Below are 19,456 nucleotides of genomic sequence, written 5' to 3' on the forward strand. Positions count from 1 at the left end.
TTAATTTTTAACTCTGAACTGGAAAATACATCTCGGTGAAGTTTCTCTTTCAAAATCTTCTAACTGATAATTTCCCCAGATTTTTACCGCTTCAAAACCGAAACTTTCGGCGATGTTTTTTATTTCTTCTAAAGTATGAAGTTTTACTTTTTCGAAATAATGAAAGGACTCTCCTTTATCTTCAAAGAAAATATCTTTGATGATATGGTTTTGTTCTATTCTTTTTTTGATGAGAAAATCTATTCCATCTTTGGTAACAGTAGTTTCATCAACCAAAGTATTTTTTACAAATTTTTCATTGAGAAAATCCAAAACGAAAATTCCATCGTTCTGTAAAACATTTTTCACCGAAGAAAATACTTTTCTGTCATCTTCATCATCATCAAAATACCCAAAACTGGTGAATAAATTGAAAACTGCATTTACTTTTTCAGAAGAAACATTGGGGTAAAGTTCATATCTCATGTCGTGAACTTTAAACGCCAATTTTGGACTTTCATCAGCCGAAGTTTCAAACTGTTTATTGTGTTCTATGCTTTCCTCGGACAAATCTACTCCTAAAACTCCATAGCCTAATTGTTGCAAAAAAACAGAATGTCTGCCTTTGCCACAAGCTAAATCAATGATTTTGGAATCTTTAGAAAGTTGTAAATCTTGGGTAAGATTTCTAATGAAATTTTCTGCTTCTACAAAATCTCTGTCTTTGTAGAGAATATGATAATAAGGTGTGTTAAACCATTCTTTGAACCAACTCATATTGCAAATTTATCAAAAACTTTATCATTTACTAGAAAAAAAATCCAACGAAAAGTTTCGCTGGAATTTTTATATCAGATTTTATGAAATATTTTTCTTAATTCTCATGAACCAATTGCAAGTATTTCTTTTTAGTTTCTTCGTCTAAGAATGAATACTCAAATGAATTACTGACCAATGTTTTTACATCTTCTAATGATAAGCTTAGAGCTTCAATAATTTCGGTGTAATTTTTAGTTATATAACCTCCAAAATAAGCCGGATCATCAGAATTTACCGTAGCTTTTATTCCTAAATCAAGCATTTTTTTAATCGGATGCTGTTTCAAATCATCTACCACTCGAAGAGCAGTGTTAGAAAGCGGACAAACCGTTAAAGCCATTTTGTTTTCCACTAAATAATTCACCAATTTTTCATCCGTTAAACTATTATTTCCGTGGTCTATTCTATCGATTTTTAATAAATCTAGCGCTTCCCAAACATATTCTGCAGGTCCTTCTTCACCAGCATGAGCTACAATTTTATAACCTTCTTTCACTGAAGCTGCAAAAACTTTTTGAAATTTAGAAGGTGGATTTCCTTTCTCCGAAGAATCTAATCCTACCGCTTTAATCAAATGTTTATAAGGCAATGATTGCTCTAAAGTTTCGAAAGCGTCTTCTTCTGATAAATGTCTTAAATAGCTCATAATCAAATAAGAAGTAATCCCGAAATTTTTCTCTGCATCATCTTGAGCTCTCTTAATTCCAGAAATTACCGTTTCAAAAGAAACACCTCTTTTGGTATGGGTTTGAGGATCAAACATAATTTCGGTATGCACTACGTTTTCTTCTGCACAATGCTTGAAATAAGCCATAGTCAAATCATAGAAATCTTGTTCGTAGAGCAAAACACTTGCTCCTGCGTAATAAATATCTAGAAAATCTTGAAGACAGTTAAATTGATACGCTTTTTTTACTTCTTCCACACTGTTGTAGGGAATTTTAACCTGATTTCTTTGAGCGATTTCAAACATCAATTCTGGTTCGAAACTTCCTTCGATATGCAAGTGTAATTCTGCTTTTGGAACTTTTTTAATATAAGAGATAATATCCATACTTTAATTTTTAAAAAGGGAATCAAAGGTAGGGATAAAAATTTTAGAATCCGAAGAAGTGTCAAAAATCATTTTTGATGAAAATGTTTCGGGAATGCATCTTCTGGTTTCATTTTCAATACATTGAGCTTAACCCAAGATTCTAAAAATCCGTAACCGTAAGAAAACATCTGAATGTAAGTGGTAATAATCGCTTGTGCAGCAATAGCAATGTTTTTAGTCAAATACAAAGCATGTAGAAAAATGACCAAAGTATAAAAACCGTAACATGCCAAAACAAAACCTTTTTGTAAAAGGAAATATTCTAAAATTCCAGCAACATAACCCAATAAAAACAAAGTAGGAAACCAAAAAGTAGGTTTCACATAATCAGGATGTCTCTGGTTCAGAATAGGTCTCGCACAACCAAATTGATACACTTGTTTAGAGAATTTTCCTAAATCGGTTCTGCGTTTGTGATAAACGCCAATATCGTCAAAGAAAGCAGTTTGGTAACCGTTTTCCCAAATGGTCATCGATAAATCTGGATCTTCGCCGATTCGCATTTCAGAGAAACCTCCAATTTTTAGGAAAATTTCTTTATTTACGCCCATATTAAAGCTTCTTGGCTGAAATCTGGTCACTGCTTTTTTGCTTCCTCTAATTCCGCCAGTTGTGAAAACCGAAGTCATAGAGTAGGAGATGGCTTTTTGTAAAATATTGAAACCTTTATGTGCTTTATCTGCACCACCAAAGGCTGCACAATCTGTTTTTTCTAGATTTTTTTTTATGTTTTCTATGTAATCTTTTTCTACAATGACGTCAGAATCTACAAAAACCAACCAATCATTTTTGGCACGATTTGCTCCGTAATTTCTAGATAAACCAGGTCCAGAATTCTGTTTTTTGAAATATTGAATATTCAACATTTCTTTAAAAGTTTCCACAGTAGGCAATAAATCTACGAACGAACCATCATCTACAATGATGACTTCAAAATCTTTATCGGTTTGAGCAATAAGAGAGTTCAAAAGCTCGAATAATTCGTCTTTTCTATTGAAAATTGCGACTACAATGGAAATGGTTTTTTGCATTCAACAAAAATAGTGGTTTCAAACGTATTTGAATAAATTTAGACCAAGAAATTCTATAAATTTGCAAAATGAATATTCCTGCATCAAGCATTCAACATACTAACTTTTCTATCAATTGCAATGGTAGATTAGTAAATTTAAACACTCCCAAAATTATGGGAATTCTTAATCTTACTCCAGATTCTTTTTCGGATGGTGGAAAGTTTAATAACGAAAAATCAGCACTTCTTCATGCTGAAAAATTACTTAAAGATGGAGCTGATTTTATAGACATTGGTGCACAATCTACTCGTCCGAATGCGGAATATCTCTCTGCAGAAGAAGAAATAAGAAGAATTGGTAATGTTATTTCTTTAATTAAAAAAGAATTTCCAGAAGCTTTGATTTCTATTGATACTTTTTATGCGGAAGTGGTAAAATTTGGTTATAATGAAGGAATGGATGTGGTGAATGATATTTCTGGAGGCTATTTTGATGAAAATTTATTGCCAACAGTTGCCGAGACTAGACTTCCGTATATTTTGATGCACAGCAATACTTCTTATGCTACCATGCACGAAAAAATTCACTACGATGATATTACCATGAGTGTGAATTATTATTTTTCGGAAAAAGTAAATCAGTTACAAAAATTGGGAATTCATGATATTATTTTAGACCCAGGTTTTGGTTTTGGAAAAACGGTGGAAGATCAGTATAAAATGATTGAAGAAGTAGAGCATTTAGGTTTTGGAAGATTTCCACTTTTGATAGGGATTTCTAGAAAATCTTTCATTTATAAACCGCTGAATAAAAAACCACTTGAAATTGGCGAAGAAACTCAAAAGCTTCACAGAAAAGTTCTAGAAAAAGGTGCAAAAATTTTGAGAGTTCATGATGTAGCTGAAACGAAAAATTTATTGGGAGAGTTGTAGAGTTGTAGAATGGGAGAGTTGTAGAGTTTTTATTCTTTTGAGTTAAAATTTGTCCATTTTTCTACATTATTAATCATATAAATGAGCAATGCAATAATTTCATCATACTTTTCATTAAAATATTTGAACTTTTCTTCTTCAATATAATTACACTGATAAGAAAATTCTAACCAAGTTTGGGTTTCTCTTGCTTCTCCTTCTGCATCTGTTAATTTTGAGACAAATGATTTAGGGTATCTTCTTTTTCCCCAAGCTTCAGAAATATTTGCGGAAACAGAACGAGAAGAGCGTCTAATTTGATCAGTTAATGAATATTTTTCTTCACTCGGAAATTGGAAAGAAATTTTATAAATTTCCATAGCAACCTCAAAAGACTTTTGATAGACTATAAGATCAGTGTGATATTTAATAATTGCCATTAAAATTATCTTTAGTTTGAAACTCTACAACTCTCTCACTCTACAACTCTCCCATTCAGAAATTATCTTTCTAATTTAAAATCTGGAATTAATTTTGGTCTTTCTGGTTCGTTAGCTACTTTCCAAGAAGTTCTGTACATCCATTCCGTCATTTTATATAATTTTTTGAAATTAATATTTTCTGATTCATCTTGTGGAGTGTGGTATTGATGGTGGAGAACGCTGGTGAAAAATAGTGCAGGAATTCCTGCTTTAGCATAAGGAAGATGATCGCTTCTAAAGTAGAAATATTCTGGATGTTCTGGCAAATCCCAAGCTTTCAAAAATTTGAATTTCGTACTTTCGTTATTTGCGTCAAGAGCCATTTTTACCAATTCTTCAGAATTTTTATGAGGAGCTTCGCTACCCAAAAGTGCTGCTTCGTTGTTGTCATTTCTTCCAATCATATCTCCGTTTAGCACAGCAACAATACTTTCTTTTGGGACAACTGGATGTGCAGCATGCCAACGAGAACCTAGCAATCCTCTTTCTTCAGCGCCATGAATCACGAATAAAATACTGCGTTTAGATGGCTGTTTGCTATAAGCTCTTGCTATTGCCAACATTGCTACGCAAGTACTTGCATTATCATCTGCACCATTGTAAATCGTGTCATTTTTTACAGGATGACGAATGCCATCATGATCTTGATGGCCGCTCAAAAGAACATATTCTTTTTTCAATTGAGGGTCTGTTCCTTCTATTTTTCCGATGATGTTTACGGATGGATATTTATACGTTTCGGTTTGAATATTTAAAGAAATTTCAGGATTGTTTTTCACCCAATTTTCGTTTTCTTGTTTAATCCAAAAAACGGGAATTCCTACATCTACTTTTTCTCTCAGTCCTTCTACACCGTAAGTTCCTCTGGTCATTTGTGGTAAAACTTCTACCCAACTTTTATCTGAAATATCATCTGTGATGAAGATAATTCCTTTTGCGCCAAGTTGAGAAATGGTTTTGTAATATTTAGTTCTGATGAAACCAGGATATCTTCTTTCAAAAAGAGTCATTTCTTTAGATACGTTGAGGTCTGAAGCTTTCAGAGCTACTACCTTTCCTGCAATATTTTTAGAGGCCAAATCTTGAGGTTCTATTTTTCCTAAATACAAAACTGGAGCGGTAAAATTATTATCGGTAACATCTTGCACCAAAATATCTTTCCAAATTTTGAGGTTTTTGTCTCCAATTTTTACAGAACTCTGCGGTGAAACCTGATGACGATACATGTCAAAAAACTGGAAAAAAGTTCCGTTATCACCTGCTGGTTTCATTCCTGCAGCTTTCATTTTATCTGCAAACCACATCGAAACTTTCAGTTCGTCTAAAGTTCCTGCTTCTCTTCCCCAAAATTGGTCTGCCGCCATTTGGTACATATCAGTTTTTAAATCTTTTTCTGTAATAGCAGAAACCAAAGGTTTTTTGTAAGATTGAGCGTTGAAAAGATTAAGCGATAGAATACTTAATACTAGAAAGAATTTTTTTAAATTCATAACCGAAAGTTTTCACGAATTTAGAGAATTAATTTTGAATTTACATTCCGTAGGAATGATATATGTGTAGAAAATAAATGGTAAAAAAAGGGCGCTCCGTAGGAGCGCTATCTTTTTAATTCAAATTAGAGATTTTATCTGCGTATTCTTTAGCAAAGGTTTTTCGGTCTTCTTCTAATTTTTCTAAATTTGGGGGAAGAATGTAATTGAAAAGTATTTTTTCGTCTTCGTCTAAAAAGATGATTTCTTTTTCTTCTCCGTCTATCATTTGGGAGAAAATTTCCCACATAGAAGTGTCTTTCAGTTTTATAAATTCAAAAAAATCTTTGGTTTTTATTTGGATAACTTTCATTTTGGGTAAAATCTTAAATTTTTGGTAAAAATAGTGAATTTGTAACGAAGTCTCGCAATAAGGATGGCAGTGTAAATCCCGCAGTCTCGTCTGAAAGACGAGACGAGGAATTGCAACGGACAGCCTGGTTTTGCAAATTTTTGAAATGGATTTTGCGATGGATAATTTGCAAAAATTGGCATAAAAAAATAAAAAGAACGCACTAAAAAGCACGTTCTCTATATTTTTAAAAATTTCTAGAAAATTTTATTTTTTCTCTAAAACTTCGTCTACCATTCCGTATTCTTTGGCTTCGTAAGAAGTCATCCAATAATCACGGTCTGATGCTTTTTCTACCCATTCGTAAGACTGTCCAGAATGTGCAGAAATAATGTCATACAACTCTTTTTTAAGCTTTAGCATCTCTCTTAGGTTGATTTCCATATCACTTGCCACACCTTGAGCGCCACCACTTGGCTGGTGAATCATCACTCTAGAATGTTTAAGCGCAGAACGTTTTCCTTTTTCACCAGCAACTAATAAAACAGCGCCCATACTTGCAGCCATACCTGTACAAATAGTAGCTACATCTGGTTTGATGATTTGCATGGTGTCATAAATTCCTAAACCCGCGTAAACGCTTCCACCAGGAGAGTTGATGTAAATCTGAATGTCTTTAGAAGGGTCTGAACTTTCTAAAAATAATAACTGAGCGGTTACAATATTGGCAACTTGGTCATCAATCCCAGTTCCTAAGAAGATGATTCTATCCATCATGAGACGAGAGAAAACGTCCATTTGAGCTACGTTCATTCTACGTTCTTCCATGATGTAAGGTGTAAGATTGGTTGGGTTAAAAATTCCCATGTATTGGTCAGTTGCTAATCCGCTATTTCCTAAATGTTTTACAGAGAAATCTCTGAATTCTTTTTTAATATCCATGTGTAATGTTTTGATTCATTATGATGAGTTACAGGCAAAGTCTATTCCTTTTTTACAAATTTAGCCAAAGTGTCACAAAATTCTAAATAAATTTTCGTCTATTTTATTTTTGAGTTTTGTGAGGTTGATAATTTTTAGATAGGTTTCTTCTGAATTTTCATCTGAAATTTGTTTTTTTAAATCGTTAATGATTTTTACCACAAATTCTCTTTTATGTCTTATAATGACATCTTTTACGATTTTGTCTACCAATTCTTCTTCTTTGCTGAAGTAGATATTGTGTTTTTCCCAATTGCTGGTTTCATGAGCGTTAATTAATGCATCTGCAGTTTTTGTCACCACTTCTTCATCCATGAAAGTTTTAAAGAAATCACTGGAGCGAAGTTCATTTTGCTGAATTCCTGCTTTTATTTCTTCAATAATTCTTTGATTCAAAGGAGAAATCGGTTGATATTGGTCCTCTTCTAAATGATTGATGATTTCTTCAATAACTGTGGTTTCGTAATTTTCGTTGTCTGGCGTTTTTCTGAACAGTTTAAATTGACCAAATTTCAACATGAGTTCTACCAATTTTTCTTCTAAAACCAAAAGAGGATTGATGGTTTCTGTAAATTCTTGAACTTTTTCAAGTTTTACAACGTTTGCTTCTCTTTTTTCGGCAGGCTTTTGCTGTTGAACCACTTGTTTCTGAACGCCAAGTTCGTTAAAAAGTGATTGCTCCGAAAGTCCGAATTGGGTAGAAACTTGTTTTAGGTAAACCTCTTGTTTTAAAGCATTAGAAACGAAACCAATAGATTTTACTATGTCTCTAATCGCTTCCGCTTTTTTGATAGGATCGTTATTGGCTTCTTTTAAAAGAATTTCGGCTTTGAAATCAATGAAATCTTTCGCTTGATTTTTAATGAAATCTTCTACAAAATCTCTAGGATTTTTTCTAGCAAAACTATCAGGGTCATCGCCATCAGGAAATAATACCACACGAATATTCATTCCTTCAGAAAGCAACATGTCTATACTTCTGAAACTGGCTTTAATTCCTGCAGCATCGCCGTCAAAAAGTATGGTTACGTTTTCGGTGAGACGTTTGATGAGTTTAATTTGTTCCGTTGTAAGCGCAGTTCCCGAACTTGCTACTACGTTTTCAATTCCGCTTTGGTGAAGCGAAATCACATCCATATAACCTTCTACCAATAAACATAAATTTTCTCTGGAAATGGCTTGTTTACTTTGGTTTAAGCCATAGAGAACATTAGATTTATGGTAAATTTCGGTTTCTGGCGAATTGAGATATTTGGCAATTTTTACATTTGATTTCAGAATTCTCGCTCCGAAACCTAAAACTCTTCCCGAAAAACTATGAATAGGGAAAATCACACGTTCGCGGAATCTGTCAATTCCTGATGGTGAATTTTCTGGGAAAATAGAAATTCCAGATTTTTCTAAAATTTCTTTTTCATAACCTTTTGCTAAAGCGTATTCTGTAAAAGCATTTTTCTTTTCAGGAGAATAGCCTAATTGAAATTTTTTGATGATATCATCATGCAGTTCACGTTCCTTGAAATAAGAGAGTGCAATGGTTTTTCCTTCTTCGGTTTCCCAAAGGTTTTCTTGGAAAAAAGTATTGGCAACTTCATGAACTTTGTAAAGAATTTCTCTTTCGGATTGAGCTTTTTTCTGCTCTTCAGAATATTCTACCTGGTCTTCTTCTATTTCTATGCCGTACTTTTTGGCAGCATGTCTCAGCGCTTCAGGATAGGTAAATCCTTCGATTTCCATAAGGAAAGTGATGGCAGTTCCACCTTTTCCAGAGGAGAAGTCCTTCCAAATTTGTTTGCTGGGAGAAACCACGAAACTCGGCGTTTTTTCTTCATGAAACGGACTCAAGCCCTTGAAATTAGTGCCTGCACGTTTTAACTGAACATATTCACCGATAATTTCTTCTACTCGAATCGTAGAGAAAATTTTATCTATGGTCTTCTGAGAAATCATTTTGTAAAATTACAAAAATAAGTTAAGCTTTTTTAATGGCTTTTTGTTGATTTTTTTAGAATTCTTTAACAAAGGTTTTTGTTTTTAAATATTATCTTTGTCGTCATATAAATTAACTGAATGGAATTATTACAATTTATCCTAGATTTTTTAGGAAATCCCTTATTAGTGCTTACCGAAATTATTAGAGACTATGGCATTTATATTTACTTATTTTTATTTTTAGTGATTTTCGTAGAAACTGGTGTGGTAGTAATGCCATTTTTACCTGGAGATTCTCTACTTTTTGCAGTAGGTTTAATTGCTTCTACAACAGGTCAAATTGATATTTATACCATTATACCATTATTGGTTTTAGCAGCACTTTTAGGAGATAATGTCAATTATTTTATCGGTAGAAAATTCGGGGATTTTATTCAGTCTAAAGAAAGAATACTCTTTTTAAAGAAATCTCACATAGAAGACACCGAGAAATATTTTGCAGAAAATGGCGGAAAAACAGTTATTCTAGCAAGATTTATCCCAATTGTGAGAACCATCGCTCCTTTCGTAGCAGGAGCGGGAGAAATGAAGTACAGAACTTATTTATTGTACTGTATTACTGGTGCTTTTATTTGGGTGACTTCTATTACCTTGCTTGGATATTTTCTAGGAAATATTGAGTGGGTTAAATTAAATTTTGAAAAATTTGTTTTAGGAATTGTGTTTATTTCAGTTTTACCTATTATCTTTAAAGCAATTAAAAGAAAATAGCATAGATGTTAGAAAGCATTTGGAGTTTCCTCTTAGATTTTGTTTCCAAGCCTGATCAGGTACTTTTAGCGATTATCGAAAAGTATCATAATTGGGTGTATGTTTTCTTGTTCTTAATCATTTTTGCTGAAACTGGTCTTATCATTGCTTCTTTTCTCATGCCATTTTTACCGGGTGATGCATTGATATTTACCATAGGTTTATTGGCTCAAGAAGGTTCTCTTAATATTTATTTGGTAATTCCTTTACTTATTTTCGCAGCGATTTTAGGAGATAATTTAAACTATTACGTGGGAAAACGTTTTGGTGATTATATCATGAACAGCGAAAAAGATTTTTTCATTAAGAAAAAACATCTAGAAAAAGCCAAAGATTTTTTTGATAGAAATGGAAAAAATTCAATCATTATTGCCCGTTTTGTTCCAGTAATTAGAACAATTGTTCCATTTTTGTGTGGTTCTACCAAAGTGAAATATTCTACTTTTCTAAGTTTTAGTATGATTGGAGCTGTTCTTTGGGTAGGTGTAATAGGATTGTTAGGCTATAATTTGGGAAGAATACAATGGGTAAAAGATAATTTAGACTATATGATTTGGGGAATTATAATTTTGGCGAATATTCCGCTCATCAAACAATTATTATTTTCAAAGAAAAAGGAAGTTTAAAATTTTAAACTTCCTTTTTTTATTATTTATAAATCAAAATCATCATCCGTAACTGCTGTTCCTTCATTCATTAAAAACGCTTTGAGGAAAGGAGTTAAATTACCATTCATTACGCCATCTACATCAGAAGTTTCATAGCCAGAACGAACGTCTTTTACTAATTTATACGGGTGCATTACATAGTTTCTAATTTGGCTTCCCCATTCAATTTTCATTTTATTGGCTTCGATTTCATTTCTAGCTTTCATTCTTTCTTCCAATTCCATTTCATAGAGACGAGATTTTAAGAGTTGCATTGCTTTTTCCTTATTTTGAAGCTGAGAACGAGATTCAGAATTTTCAATAATAATTCCAGTAGGAGCGTGACGAAGACGTACTGCAGTTTCTACCTTGTTTACGTTTTGTCCACCAGCTCCAGAAGCTCTCATGGTTTCAAAACTAATATCTGCAGGATTAATATTGATTTCTATAGAATCATCCACCAAAGGATAAACATACACCGAAACGAAACTGGTATGACGTTTTGCATTAGAATCAAACGGCGAAATTCTCACCAAACGATGAACTCCATTTTCACCTTTCAAATATCCGAAAGCATATTCTCCGTCAATTTCTAAGGTTACGGTTTTTACACCAGCTACATCGCCTTCTTGATAATTCAGTTCACGAATTTTATAGCCTTGTTTTTCGCTCCACATTTGATACATTCTCATGAGCATAGAAGCCCAATCGCACGATTCTGTACCACCAGCTCCTGCTGTAATTTGTAGCACGGCAGAAAGTTCATCGCCTTCATTAGAAAGCATGTTTTTGAACTCTAGATTTTCTATTTTTTCAACCAATTGAGGGAATTGCTCATCTAATTCTTGTTCAGAATCAGCATCTTCTTTGGCAAATTCTACCAAAACTTGTAAATCTTCAAATTGCGTATGAATTTCTTCATATTCTTCCACCCATTTTTTCTTAGAACGCAGTTGTTTTAGGAAGCCTTCCGCTTCTTTTGGGTTGTCCCAAAATTCTGGAGCAGCCGTTTTTTCGTCATCGTTGATGATTTCTAGTTTCTTCTTTTCAATTTGAAGAAATTTATGCAAATCTTCGATGCGTTTTTGTGTATCTTTAAGTTGGTCTGTTGTAATCAAAACTAAAATCTTTAGATGTGCAAAAATAAGGTTTTATTTAGATTGTATGCCACTGTTTTTATTTTTAAAATTTTTAGTTTTGTGGAATGAAAACTCAACTCATTTTCCTTTTTACTTTTCTTTTTTTCTTAGCTCAAGCTCAATTACAAGAAAATACTTGGTACAAAGTTTCTAAAATTACCGATGGTGATACTTTTTACGTTACTTCTTCATCAGAAAAATATAAAATCAGATTAATTGGTATTGATGCGCCTGAAACTAGAAACGTTGGCGTGAAAGTTCGTAAAGAATATTTCGGAGCAGAAGCTAAAATTTTCGTAACCCAACTTTTAAAAAACAAAAAGGTGAAACTGACTTTTGATGTTCAAAAAACAGACAGATACGGAAGAGTTTTAGCTTATGTTTACCTCGAAAATGGAATTTTTCTCAACCAATATTTGGTAGAAAAAGGTTACGCCGTAGTTTCTACTTTTCCGCCGAATGTGAAATTCGTAGAAAAATTTACCCAAGCAGAACGAAACGCCCGAAAGCTAAAACTCGGAATGTGGAAATGATTATTGAACCTGTTTTTCTCTAAAAACCACTTAATTTAATCTGAATTCCGTAATTGTCATTGAAATTTGAGGTTTGGTAATATCCTAATCGATAGAAAAATCCTACATCAAATCCTCTTCCTAAAAATCGGTTCCAAACTGCACCAACTTCTTGATAAGGATGGTCTAAAACTTTAAAATCAAACTGATGATTTTCTGGATTTTTAAAACCACCAATCGCTGAATGATAGGCTAATTTTATCGTAGAAACTCTATTTCCGAAGGTCTTAAACTGAAAAGGTAATTCCTGAGAGAAATGAAGCGCAGCAAATTGATCTACATAAAAACTTCCTGATGGCATCGTCACAAAACTGAAAGTAGAAGGCGTATTGATTTTAGAAAAAAGACTTGTAGAAAAAGCGTTGAGGTCTCCTACAATTTCAAAATTCTTCCAAATAGGAGCGCTTCCCGAAGAAATTCCTCCAGAAATTTTAATTTGAGAGGTTCCCATTTTAGACTTGAATTGATGAATGGCAAAAGCATCTAAACGATTGTAATCTAATTTTCCGCCCAAAATTTCAAAACCTTTTTCGAAATTCACATAAAACTGAGGATAACCTTTTTGATACGTCAGTTTTCCAGAAGGAGTCATCAGATTTTTATCTTTTGGCGCATATTTTAGTGATAGAGTAGTGCTGAAATTCTGAAAATCATTGGCGAAGTTTTGGTATTGATAATCAAATAGCGCATTTTGTTTTTCTCGGGTTAAAGCCAATTTTGCACTCAAAGAATTGCTCACATCATACAAGAACGATGCGCCAAATTGTTGATTTCTGTAAAAATGGTCATTGTAAATATCCAAGTTAAATTCATTGAATTTCATGGAACTATCCCAAAAAGTTTTGTTGATTCTTCCAGCCGCAAAAATATCATCTGAATAATGAACTCTAAAAACTGACGTTCTTTTGCTAGAAAGTTTGGTGTCCAAACCGATTCCGTATTTCCAACGATGGTCTTTGAAGCCATAACCCACATAAAAATCGGGTGAAAAAGTTTTAGAAAATTTCTCATTCAGTTTTACGCCGATTCCTAATCTTAACGATTCATATTTATTGAGTTCAAAGAATTTTAAAACATCAAAATCAAGCATTTTATAGCGGATATTTCCCTTCAATAAATTGGTGATGAGGCTCACTCTTTTTTCAACATCTGCTTTTTTGACTAAAGTGTCTATTTTTTGATAAGTTGCACTTTCTCTTGCCGATAAAGAATCTGTTCTGTATTGGGAAAGCAAGCTTCCATCAGCATTTTTTACCTCTAAAGAATAGCCGGAAAAATCACTTTTTTGTTGAGTAATATTGGTTTCGAAATCAAAATATTGGTTTTTGACATACAGAAAATTACCAAATTTTTTGGTTTTGAACTTTTGTTTTTCGTCTTTTTTTACACTGTCTTTTTTAGCTGTTTCAAAACGAGAGTCGCCCATTTTTACTTTAAGATTTTCAGAAACCAAAAACCATTTATTGTTAATAGGCTTCCAAGTGATGGTTCCGCTTCCTTCGTTTCGTTTTTTACTGCTGGTTTCCAGTTTTTTTAAGGCATAATTTTCTGCATCAATGTAAATTTTACCATTGTATTTTCTCGGATTTTGCTTCAATTTATTGGTGATTTCTTTGAATTTAATCACATAAGTTTTTCTATTGTCAATTTCAATAGTGTCTGAAAGATAATAACGATAAATGTTGCGATTTTCTGGACTCAACTGTCTCGGAATACGATTGAGATAAGAAATATTCAATGCCAAAGCTTCATAAATCGGATTTGGGAATCCAGACATTCTGCTGTCTAAAATATTGGTTTTGTCGCCGTATTTTTGAGAAAATTGATGTTCTGTAGCTTTTTCCCAAAGAAAGAACTGACTTTCCTTGGTTGCATTTACGAAATCTTCGCCCAGAAGTGAATCTTTCTTTTCTTTGTCTTTTTGCTTGAACGTTCTTTTTTCAATTTTTGCTAGAGAATCTGTTCTTTTGGCGAGAAAATTTTGATAATCTGCGATAGAATCTTGGTCTACATCAATCGAAATTTTACTGTATGATTTGAATTGATAAGAATCTAACGCTTTTGGACTGTTTTTTTTGTAATTTTTATTGAATTCGTCTAGAATTTTCAGAGCTTTTGCGTCACTTTTATCGGTGAGAATAACTTTGTCAATATTTCCCGTTTTTTCTTTACTTGGCGTCAAAGAAACTTTCATTTCTTTTTGTACGTTCACTTCTTTATCTTCAAAATTATTGGCAAAAATTTCTACTTTTTTACATTTGGTTTTGAAAGTTAATTTCCCATTTGCATCTGTTTTTCCAAGCAAATCATCATCACAATATACGGCAGCATTGTACACCGCTTTTTGATTTTTAGCATTGATAACTTGAAGTTGATTTTGAGAAAAATATAAAGTAAAAAAAGAGAGAAATAGCGCCGATAAAGTTTGTTTCATTTGGTTTTTTCTAATAAGACAAAACTAGGGATTAAAATGTTACACAAACGCTCCTAAAATCACAAATTTTTATTAAAAAACCCTCTCAATTTTCTTGAAAGGGTTAAAATATTTTAAATTTTTGTAAAATTAAATTTCCATTGCTTTATTCAAAGCATTTTCAATTCCTGCAAGGTTTTTTCCACCAGCAGTTGCGAAACCTGGGTTTCCACCACCACCACCTTGGATTTCTTTTGCAAGTTCTTTTACAATGTTTCCAGCGTGATAATTTGCTTCTAAATCAGCAGAAACGCCAACCGTAATCATTGGTTTTTCGCCTGCGTCAGAAATCACAATTGTTACAGAATTTGGAATTTCTTTTTTCAATTGGAAGACAATATCTTTTACAGAACCAGTGTCTAAAGAAGTGCGTTTTACCAATAATTGCTTGTCTCCTTTTTGTACGAAAGCGTTTTTCCAATCGTTAATTTCGCCTTTTGCTTTTTCTTTTTTCAAAGCTTCAACTTCAGTTTTTAGAGCTGCGTTTTCTTCTAACAATTTTTCGATAGATTTTACTAAATCTTTAGATTTTAACAATGCAGAAACTTCTTTCAGTTGGTTTTCTAAATTTTTGAAATATTCCGTTGCTTTATCACCAGAAATTGCTTCTATTCTTCTAATTCCAGCAGCAGTAGAACTTTCTGCAACCAATTTGAAATGCCCAATTTCGCCAGTAGATTTTACGTGTGTTCCACCACATAATTCTCTAGAACTTCCGAATTGAATCATTCTTACATTGTCACCATATTTTTCCCCGAAAAGTGCCATCGCTCCTTTGTCTAACGCTTCCTGAATTGGGATATTTCTGAATTCCTGTAATGGAATGTTTTCCTTGATTTTGGCATTTACTTTTTCCTCAACCAAAGCTAATTCTTCTTCGTTCATTTTAGAAAAATGCGAGAAGTCAAAACGCAAATATTCTGGACCTACATAAGAACCTTTTTGTTCTACGTGTGTTCCCAAAACGTCTCTCAAAGCTTCGTGTAACAAGTGTGTTACAGAGTGATTCGCTTGAGTGTTTTTTCTGTCTGCGGTATTTACTTCTGCGTAGAAAAGCGCTCCTGCATCTTTTGGCAATTCTTTTACCAAAGAAATGATAAGGTTATTTTCTTTTTTAGTTTCTAAAACTTCTAAAATTTCAGTAGAATTTTCTCTGTCAAAAGCAGCAGGATTAGAAAGGTCAAAACCTTCTGCATAACTTGGGATAAGAATTCCTTTGTCACCAACTTGACCACCACCTTCAGGATAGAAAGGCGTTTTATTCAGTACAATTTGGAAAAATTCTCCATCTTTATTTTCTACTTTTCTATATCTTGTAATGTAAGTTTCAGAAGAAGTTTGGTCATAACCTACGAAAGTTTCTGGTTTTTCTTCTAAAATTACCCAGTCATAAACTTTTTGCGCCGATGATTTTTTAGAACGTTCTTTTTGCTTGCGCATTTCCTCCTTAAAACCTTCTTTATCAATAGTTAATCCTTTTTCTTCGGCAATAATTCTTGTCAAATCATCAGGAAAGCCATAAGTATCATATAATTCAAAAACTTCTGCACTTGGTAATACTTTTTTTGTTTCAGAAATAGTTTGTTGAATCAATTTTTCAACTCTAATCAAACCACTTTCGATGGTTTTCAAGAAAGAATTTTCTTCTTCTTTAATCACTTCGGTTACCAATTTTTCTTGCTTCACGATTTCTGGGAAGAAAGCTCCCATTTGATTTTTAAGAACAGCCACCAATTCATATAAGAAAGGCTCTTTCATATCTAAAAATCTGTAAGAATATGAAATCGCTCTTCTCAAAATTCTTCTGATAACATAACCAGCACCACCATTAGAAGGCAACTGACCGTCTGCAATAGCAAAAGCAACCGCACGAATGTGGTCTACCACAACTCTAATCGCAATATCTTTTTCGTTTTCTAAAATTCCTTCATATTTTTTGCCAGAAAGTTCTTCTACTTTTGCAATCAACGGAGTGAAAACATCGGTGTCATAATTAGATTTTTTACCTTGCAACGCCATACAAAGTCTCTCAAATCCCATTCCTGTATCTACATGTTGCGCAGGAAGTTTTTCTAGAGTTCCATCAGCTTTTCTGTTGAACTCCATGAATACGTTATTCCAAATTTCTACAACTTGAGGATGATCTTGGTTAATCAACTGAACTCCCGGAGTTTTTGCTTTTTCTGCTTCAGAACGTAGGTCTACGTGAATTTCTGAACAAGGTCCACAAGGTCCAGATTCGCCCATTTCCCAGAAATTATCTTTCTTGTTTCCATTGATAATTCTGTCTTCTGAAATGTGTGCTTTCCAGAAATCATAAGCAGCTTGGTCGCGTTCTAAATTTTCTGAAGCATCTCCTTCAAAAATGGTTACATATAAGTTTTCTTTTGGAATTTTATAAACTTCTGTCAATAATTCCCAAGCAAAATCGATGGCTTCTTTTTTGAAATAATCTCCAAAACTCCAGTTTCCCAACATTTCGAACATGGTGTGGTGATACGTATCACGACCTACATCGTCCAAATCATTGTGTTTTCCAGAAACTCTCAAACATTTTTGAGTATCGGCAATTCTAGGTGCTTTTGGTTCTTTGTAGCCAAGGAAATAGTCCTTAAACTGAGTCATTCCAGAGTTGGAAAACATCAGAGTAGGGTCATCTTTCAGCACAATTGGAGCAGAAGGAACAATTAAGTGTCCTTTGCTTTTGAAAAAATCTAAAAACTGTTGGCGTATTTCTTGTGAAGTCATATTGATAATGCTTTCTATATATGTTTTTGTAAAGACGCAAATTTAATGATTTTTAGTGGAATTTTTTTAATAATTTGAAGGGTGTGTTTCTAAAGAATACAAAAACTTAAATAGATTTCCTTACTAAGCTTAAAATAGAAACATTCAATAGAATAAGATATCCGAAAATAATATAATAAGCTGGTTTGGGAAGTTTTCCAAATTCTGAAAATTGATATGTGATTTTTTCAAAAAGTGTAGGTTCGTAAAATACAGCAACTGTATCATCACAAAGATAACAAGGTTCTTCAATTTTATTAGGATCTTTATAAATATGTACTGCAAATAAATGCCCAGTTTTATCTAAATCTAAACCGAATTGGTATTGTTTCGCTTTTTCAAAATCATTTAAAATAGAAATTAAATCATCATAAGAATTGTCATTACCAATAATAAATTCAATTCCAGTTTCTTTTTGATTTCGTTTTTGTAGTTTTTTTATTTCTGAAACGTAATAATTTGAGTTTTTTCTTGCAGTATTTGGCTGAACCACAATTTTTTTATAATTCCAATTTCTGTAATATTCGAAATCCATTCCTGTGATTTTTTCATTAGGTTCAAGTTTTTTAGAAAGTCCAAAATCCATAACATTTGGAGTAGGCTCTTTCAATTTTTGACTTCCATAAAACCAAAAAATAAGAGGAATAAGAATGGCGCTTATTAAACCGGGAACATAATAAATTTTTTGAAGTTTCATGTTTTAGTTTTTTTTAGGAATACAAAAAGTAAGCCTTTTATTTCAAAACTAAAATTAATAAAAAAACGCTCAAATTCATTTGAACGTTTTTCTTAAAATTTATTTTTCTAAAAGTAAACTGCACCATTCTTCGCGCTGTTGTTTGTTTTTGAGTTTAAGACCTTGTTCTGTACAAACTTCCAAAATATCTGCAACATCAAAGAAACATAAGCCAGAAAGCAATAATTCGCTGCCTTCGTTCATGTCTTTTACGTAAGTTGGGATGTCTGAAATCAAGATATTTCTGTTGATATTTGCTAAGATAATGTCAAATTTTTCTTTGCCTAAATTTTCGGCAGTTCCCAGTTCTATTCTGAGTTCTACGTTGTTTCTCTCAGCGTTTTCTTTAGAATTTTCAACAGACCATTCGTCAATGTCAATCGCCAGAACATCTTTTGCGCCTTTCATTTTGGCATAAATGGCAAGAACGGAAGTTCCGCAACCCATATCCAAAACTTTTTTGTCTTGGAAATCCATTTCCAGCATTTGTTGAATCATTAAATGCGTAGTTGGATGATGCCCAGTTCCGAAAGACATTTTTGGTTGAATGATGATTTCTTCCATTGTTGGATTTGATTCATGAAATTCTGCACGAATCAGAACTTTGTCTTCTACATTAATCGGAGAGAAGTTTTTTTCCCATTCTTCGTTCCAGTTGATGTTCGGCATTTCTTGGAAGGTGTAAGAAATTTTTACATTTTCATTGTTGAAAATTTCTAGGGTTTTGAAATTCTCTTCGTTGACCAAATCCGTTGGAATATATGCTAAAATACCTTCTAGCTCTTCGGTGAAACTGTCAAAACCTATTTCAATAAGTTCTGCCATTAAGATTTCGTTCCAAGGTTCAAGTGGTTGTATTTTGAAGTTGAATTCTGTATAGTTTTGCATGTGTTGCGTGTTAGATGTTTTTTAAATTCCGTGCAAATTTAGTGAATTTTATGGCGCGAGCGAAGCGAGCGTCGATTGTTTTCAAAGAAGAGAACGTTTTCTGTTCCAGTTTTTTTTGTCATTCCGTAGGAATCTATACCTATTTTTATATTGATAATTTAGATTCCTACGGAATGACAAACATTGTTGTTGATTTTTGAAGATTAATTTAAAGCAAAATTTTAAAAAAAGTGAAAAGAAAAATTGCCCGTGAATTTTAGCCACGATTGTAGCATTGTTTGAGCTTTTTTTAAATTTTTTTGAGAAAAATTTTTAAAAAGCGAGTGCGAAAAGCGTGTCTGAAAGTGAAAAAAATCCAAAACGTGCGCTA

General features: G+C 32.9%; 17 protein-coding genes. 4 read left to right on the forward strand and 13 right to left on the reverse strand.

The window, feature by feature from the left end; genetic code table 11:
* The 3 genes from ACT53I_RS02485 to ACT53I_RS02495 form a co-directional block, all read right to left on the reverse strand.
* Positions 1-756 (reverse strand): class I SAM-dependent DNA methyltransferase, encoded by a 756-nt coding sequence (locus ACT53I_RS02485; RefSeq protein WP_476078281.1) that lies wholly within the window; start codon positions 754-756, stop codon positions 1-3.
* Between the two features lie 97 nt (positions 757-853).
* Complete coding sequence (locus ACT53I_RS02490; RefSeq protein ID WP_476078282.1) at positions 854-1,852, reverse strand: adenosine deaminase; 999 nt, start codon at positions 1,850-1,852, stop codon at positions 854-856.
* A gap of 68 nt (positions 1,853-1,920) precedes the next feature.
* A complete protein-coding gene (locus ACT53I_RS02495; RefSeq protein ID WP_476078283.1) occupies positions 1,921-2,925 on the reverse strand; it encodes a glycosyltransferase family 2 protein in 1,005 nt (334 codons plus the stop codon).
* Positions 2,926-2,993: 68 nt separating this feature from the next.
* On the opposite strand from ACT53I_RS02495, the gene folP reads away from it, so the two are divergent.
* Positions 2,994-3,839: a dihydropteroate synthase gene (gene folP / locus ACT53I_RS02500; protein ID WP_476078284.1), complete on the forward strand. Its 846-nt coding sequence runs from the start codon at positions 2,994-2,996 to the stop codon at positions 3,837-3,839.
* 29 nt (positions 3,840-3,868) lie between these two features.
* Here folP and ACT53I_RS02505 read toward each other — a convergent pair whose 3' ends face one another.
* From ACT53I_RS02505 to dnaG, 5 genes are all read right to left on the reverse strand, one after another.
* Entirely contained in the window at positions 3,869-4,258 is a 390-nt protein-coding gene (locus ACT53I_RS02505; protein WP_213195645.1) for a four helix bundle protein, read from the reverse strand.
* A gap of 62 nt (positions 4,259-4,320) precedes the next feature.
* The gene (locus ACT53I_RS02510; RefSeq protein WP_476078285.1) at positions 4,321-5,790 is read right to left on the reverse strand and encodes a M28 family metallopeptidase; all 1,470 of its coding nucleotides are present in this window, start codon (positions 5,788-5,790) and stop codon (positions 4,321-4,323) included.
* 115 nt (positions 5,791-5,905) lie between these two features.
* Positions 5,906-6,142 carry a hypothetical protein gene (locus ACT53I_RS02515; protein WP_476078286.1) on the reverse strand — a complete coding sequence of 79 codons (237 nt, stop codon included), beginning with the start codon at positions 6,140-6,142 and terminating at the stop codon, positions 5,906-5,908.
* A gap of 246 nt (positions 6,143-6,388) precedes the next feature.
* Positions 6,389-7,063: an ATP-dependent Clp endopeptidase proteolytic subunit ClpP gene (gene clpP / locus ACT53I_RS02520; RefSeq protein ID WP_069798035.1), complete on the reverse strand. Its 675-nt coding sequence runs from the start codon at positions 7,061-7,063 to the stop codon at positions 6,389-6,391.
* A 72-nt stretch (positions 7,064-7,135) separates the two neighbouring features.
* Complete coding sequence (dnaG, locus tag ACT53I_RS02525) at positions 7,136-9,052, reverse strand: DNA primase (RefSeq protein WP_476078287.1); 1,917 nt, start codon at positions 9,050-9,052, stop codon at positions 7,136-7,138.
* A gap of 120 nt (positions 9,053-9,172) precedes the next feature.
* Between dnaG and ACT53I_RS02530 the strand changes: the two genes are divergently transcribed.
* Positions 9,173-9,805: a VTT domain-containing protein gene (locus ACT53I_RS02530; RefSeq protein ID WP_476078288.1), complete on the forward strand. Its 633-nt coding sequence runs from the start codon at positions 9,173-9,175 to the stop codon at positions 9,803-9,805.
* 5 nt (positions 9,806-9,810) lie between these two features.
* Entirely contained in the window at positions 9,811-10,470 is a 660-nt protein-coding gene (locus ACT53I_RS02535) for a DedA family protein (protein WP_476078289.1), read from the forward strand.
* Positions 10,471-10,496: 26 nt separating this feature from the next.
* On the opposite strand, the gene prfB is transcribed toward ACT53I_RS02535, so the two are convergent.
* Entirely contained in the window at positions 10,497-11,609 is a 1,113-nt protein-coding gene (prfB, locus tag ACT53I_RS02540; protein ID WP_476078290.1) for a peptide chain release factor 2, read from the reverse strand.
* An 86-nt stretch (positions 11,610-11,695) separates the two neighbouring features.
* On the opposite strand from prfB, the gene ACT53I_RS02545 reads away from it, so the two are divergent.
* Entirely contained in the window at positions 11,696-12,163 is a 468-nt protein-coding gene (locus ACT53I_RS02545; protein WP_476078291.1) for a thermonuclease family protein, read from the forward strand.
* Positions 12,164-12,182: 19 nt separating this feature from the next.
* On the opposite strand, the gene ACT53I_RS02550 is transcribed toward ACT53I_RS02545, so the two are convergent.
* The 4 genes from ACT53I_RS02550 to prmA form a co-directional block, all read right to left on the reverse strand.
* Positions 12,183-14,636 carry a DUF5686 family protein gene (locus ACT53I_RS02550; RefSeq protein WP_476078292.1) on the reverse strand — a complete coding sequence of 818 codons (2,454 nt, stop codon included), beginning with the start codon at positions 14,634-14,636 and terminating at the stop codon, positions 12,183-12,185.
* Positions 14,637-14,765: 129 nt separating this feature from the next.
* On the reverse strand, positions 14,766-17,423 hold the full coding sequence (alaS, locus tag ACT53I_RS02555) for an alanine--tRNA ligase (RefSeq protein ID WP_476078293.1): 2,658 nt from the start codon (positions 17,421-17,423) through the stop codon (positions 14,766-14,768).
* Between the two features lie 106 nt (positions 17,424-17,529).
* On the reverse strand, positions 17,530-18,159 hold the full coding sequence (locus ACT53I_RS02560; RefSeq protein WP_476078294.1) for a hypothetical protein: 630 nt from the start codon (positions 18,157-18,159) through the stop codon (positions 17,530-17,532).
* A 99-nt stretch (positions 18,160-18,258) separates the two neighbouring features.
* Entirely contained in the window at positions 18,259-19,086 is an 828-nt protein-coding gene (gene prmA, locus ACT53I_RS02565) for a 50S ribosomal protein L11 methyltransferase (RefSeq protein WP_476078295.1), read from the reverse strand.
* Positions 19,087-19,456: the final 370 nt, after the last annotated feature.

The organism is Cloacibacterium sp. DMC96 (assembly GCF_056313765.1).

What these genes read in the sequence shown, in the direction of transcription:
- ACT53I_RS02560 (WP_476078294.1), bottom strand. Translation starts at nt 18,159, where the DNA reads ATGAAACTTCAAAAAATTTATTATGTTCCCGGTTTAATAAGCGCCATT.
- ACT53I_RS02505 (WP_213195645.1), bottom strand. Translation starts at nt 4,258, where the DNA reads ATGGCAATTATTAAATATCACACTGATCTTATAGTCTATCAAAAGTCT.
- ACT53I_RS02515 (WP_476078286.1), bottom strand. Translation starts at nt 6,142, where the DNA reads ATGAAAGTTATCCAAATAAAAACCAAAGATTTTTTTGAATTTATAAAA.
- ACT53I_RS02490 (WP_476078282.1), bottom strand. Translation starts at nt 1,852, where the DNA reads ATGGATATTATCTCTTATATTAAAAAAGTTCCAAAAGCAGAATTACAC.
- ACT53I_RS02510 (WP_476078285.1), bottom strand. Translation starts at nt 5,790, where the DNA reads ATGAATTTAAAAAAATTCTTTCTAGTATTAAGTATTCTATCGCTTAAT.
- ACT53I_RS02535 (WP_476078289.1), top strand. Translation starts at nt 9,811, where the DNA reads ATGTTAGAAAGCATTTGGAGTTTCCTCTTAGATTTTGTTTCCAAGCCT.
- clpP (WP_069798035.1), bottom strand. Translation starts at nt 7,063, where the DNA reads ATGGATATTAAAAAAGAATTCAGAGATTTCTCTGTAAAACATTTAGGA.
- ACT53I_RS02485 (WP_476078281.1), bottom strand. Translation starts at nt 756, where the DNA reads ATGAGTTGGTTCAAAGAATGGTTTAACACACCTTATTATCATATTCTC.
- ACT53I_RS02545 (WP_476078291.1), top strand. Translation starts at nt 11,696, where the DNA reads ATGAAAACTCAACTCATTTTCCTTTTTACTTTTCTTTTTTTCTTAGCT.
- ACT53I_RS02550 (WP_476078292.1), bottom strand. Translation starts at nt 14,636, where the DNA reads ATGAAACAAACTTTATCGGCGCTATTTCTCTCTTTTTTTACTTTATAT.
- dnaG (WP_476078287.1), bottom strand. Translation starts at nt 9,052, where the DNA reads ATGATTTCTCAGAAGACCATAGATAAAATTTTCTCTACGATTCGAGTA.
- ACT53I_RS02495 (WP_476078283.1), bottom strand. Translation starts at nt 2,925, where the DNA reads ATGCAAAAAACCATTTCCATTGTAGTCGCAATTTTCAATAGAAAAGAC.
- folP (WP_476078284.1), top strand. Translation starts at nt 2,994, where the DNA reads ATGAATATTCCTGCATCAAGCATTCAACATACTAACTTTTCTATCAAT.
- prmA (WP_476078295.1), bottom strand. Translation starts at nt 19,086, where the DNA reads ATGCAAAACTATACAGAATTCAACTTCAAAATACAACCACTTGAACCT.
- ACT53I_RS02530 (WP_476078288.1), top strand. Translation starts at nt 9,173, where the DNA reads ATGGAATTATTACAATTTATCCTAGATTTTTTAGGAAATCCCTTATTA.
- alaS (WP_476078293.1), bottom strand. Translation starts at nt 17,423, where the DNA reads ATGACTTCACAAGAAATACGCCAACAGTTTTTAGATTTTTTCAAAAGC.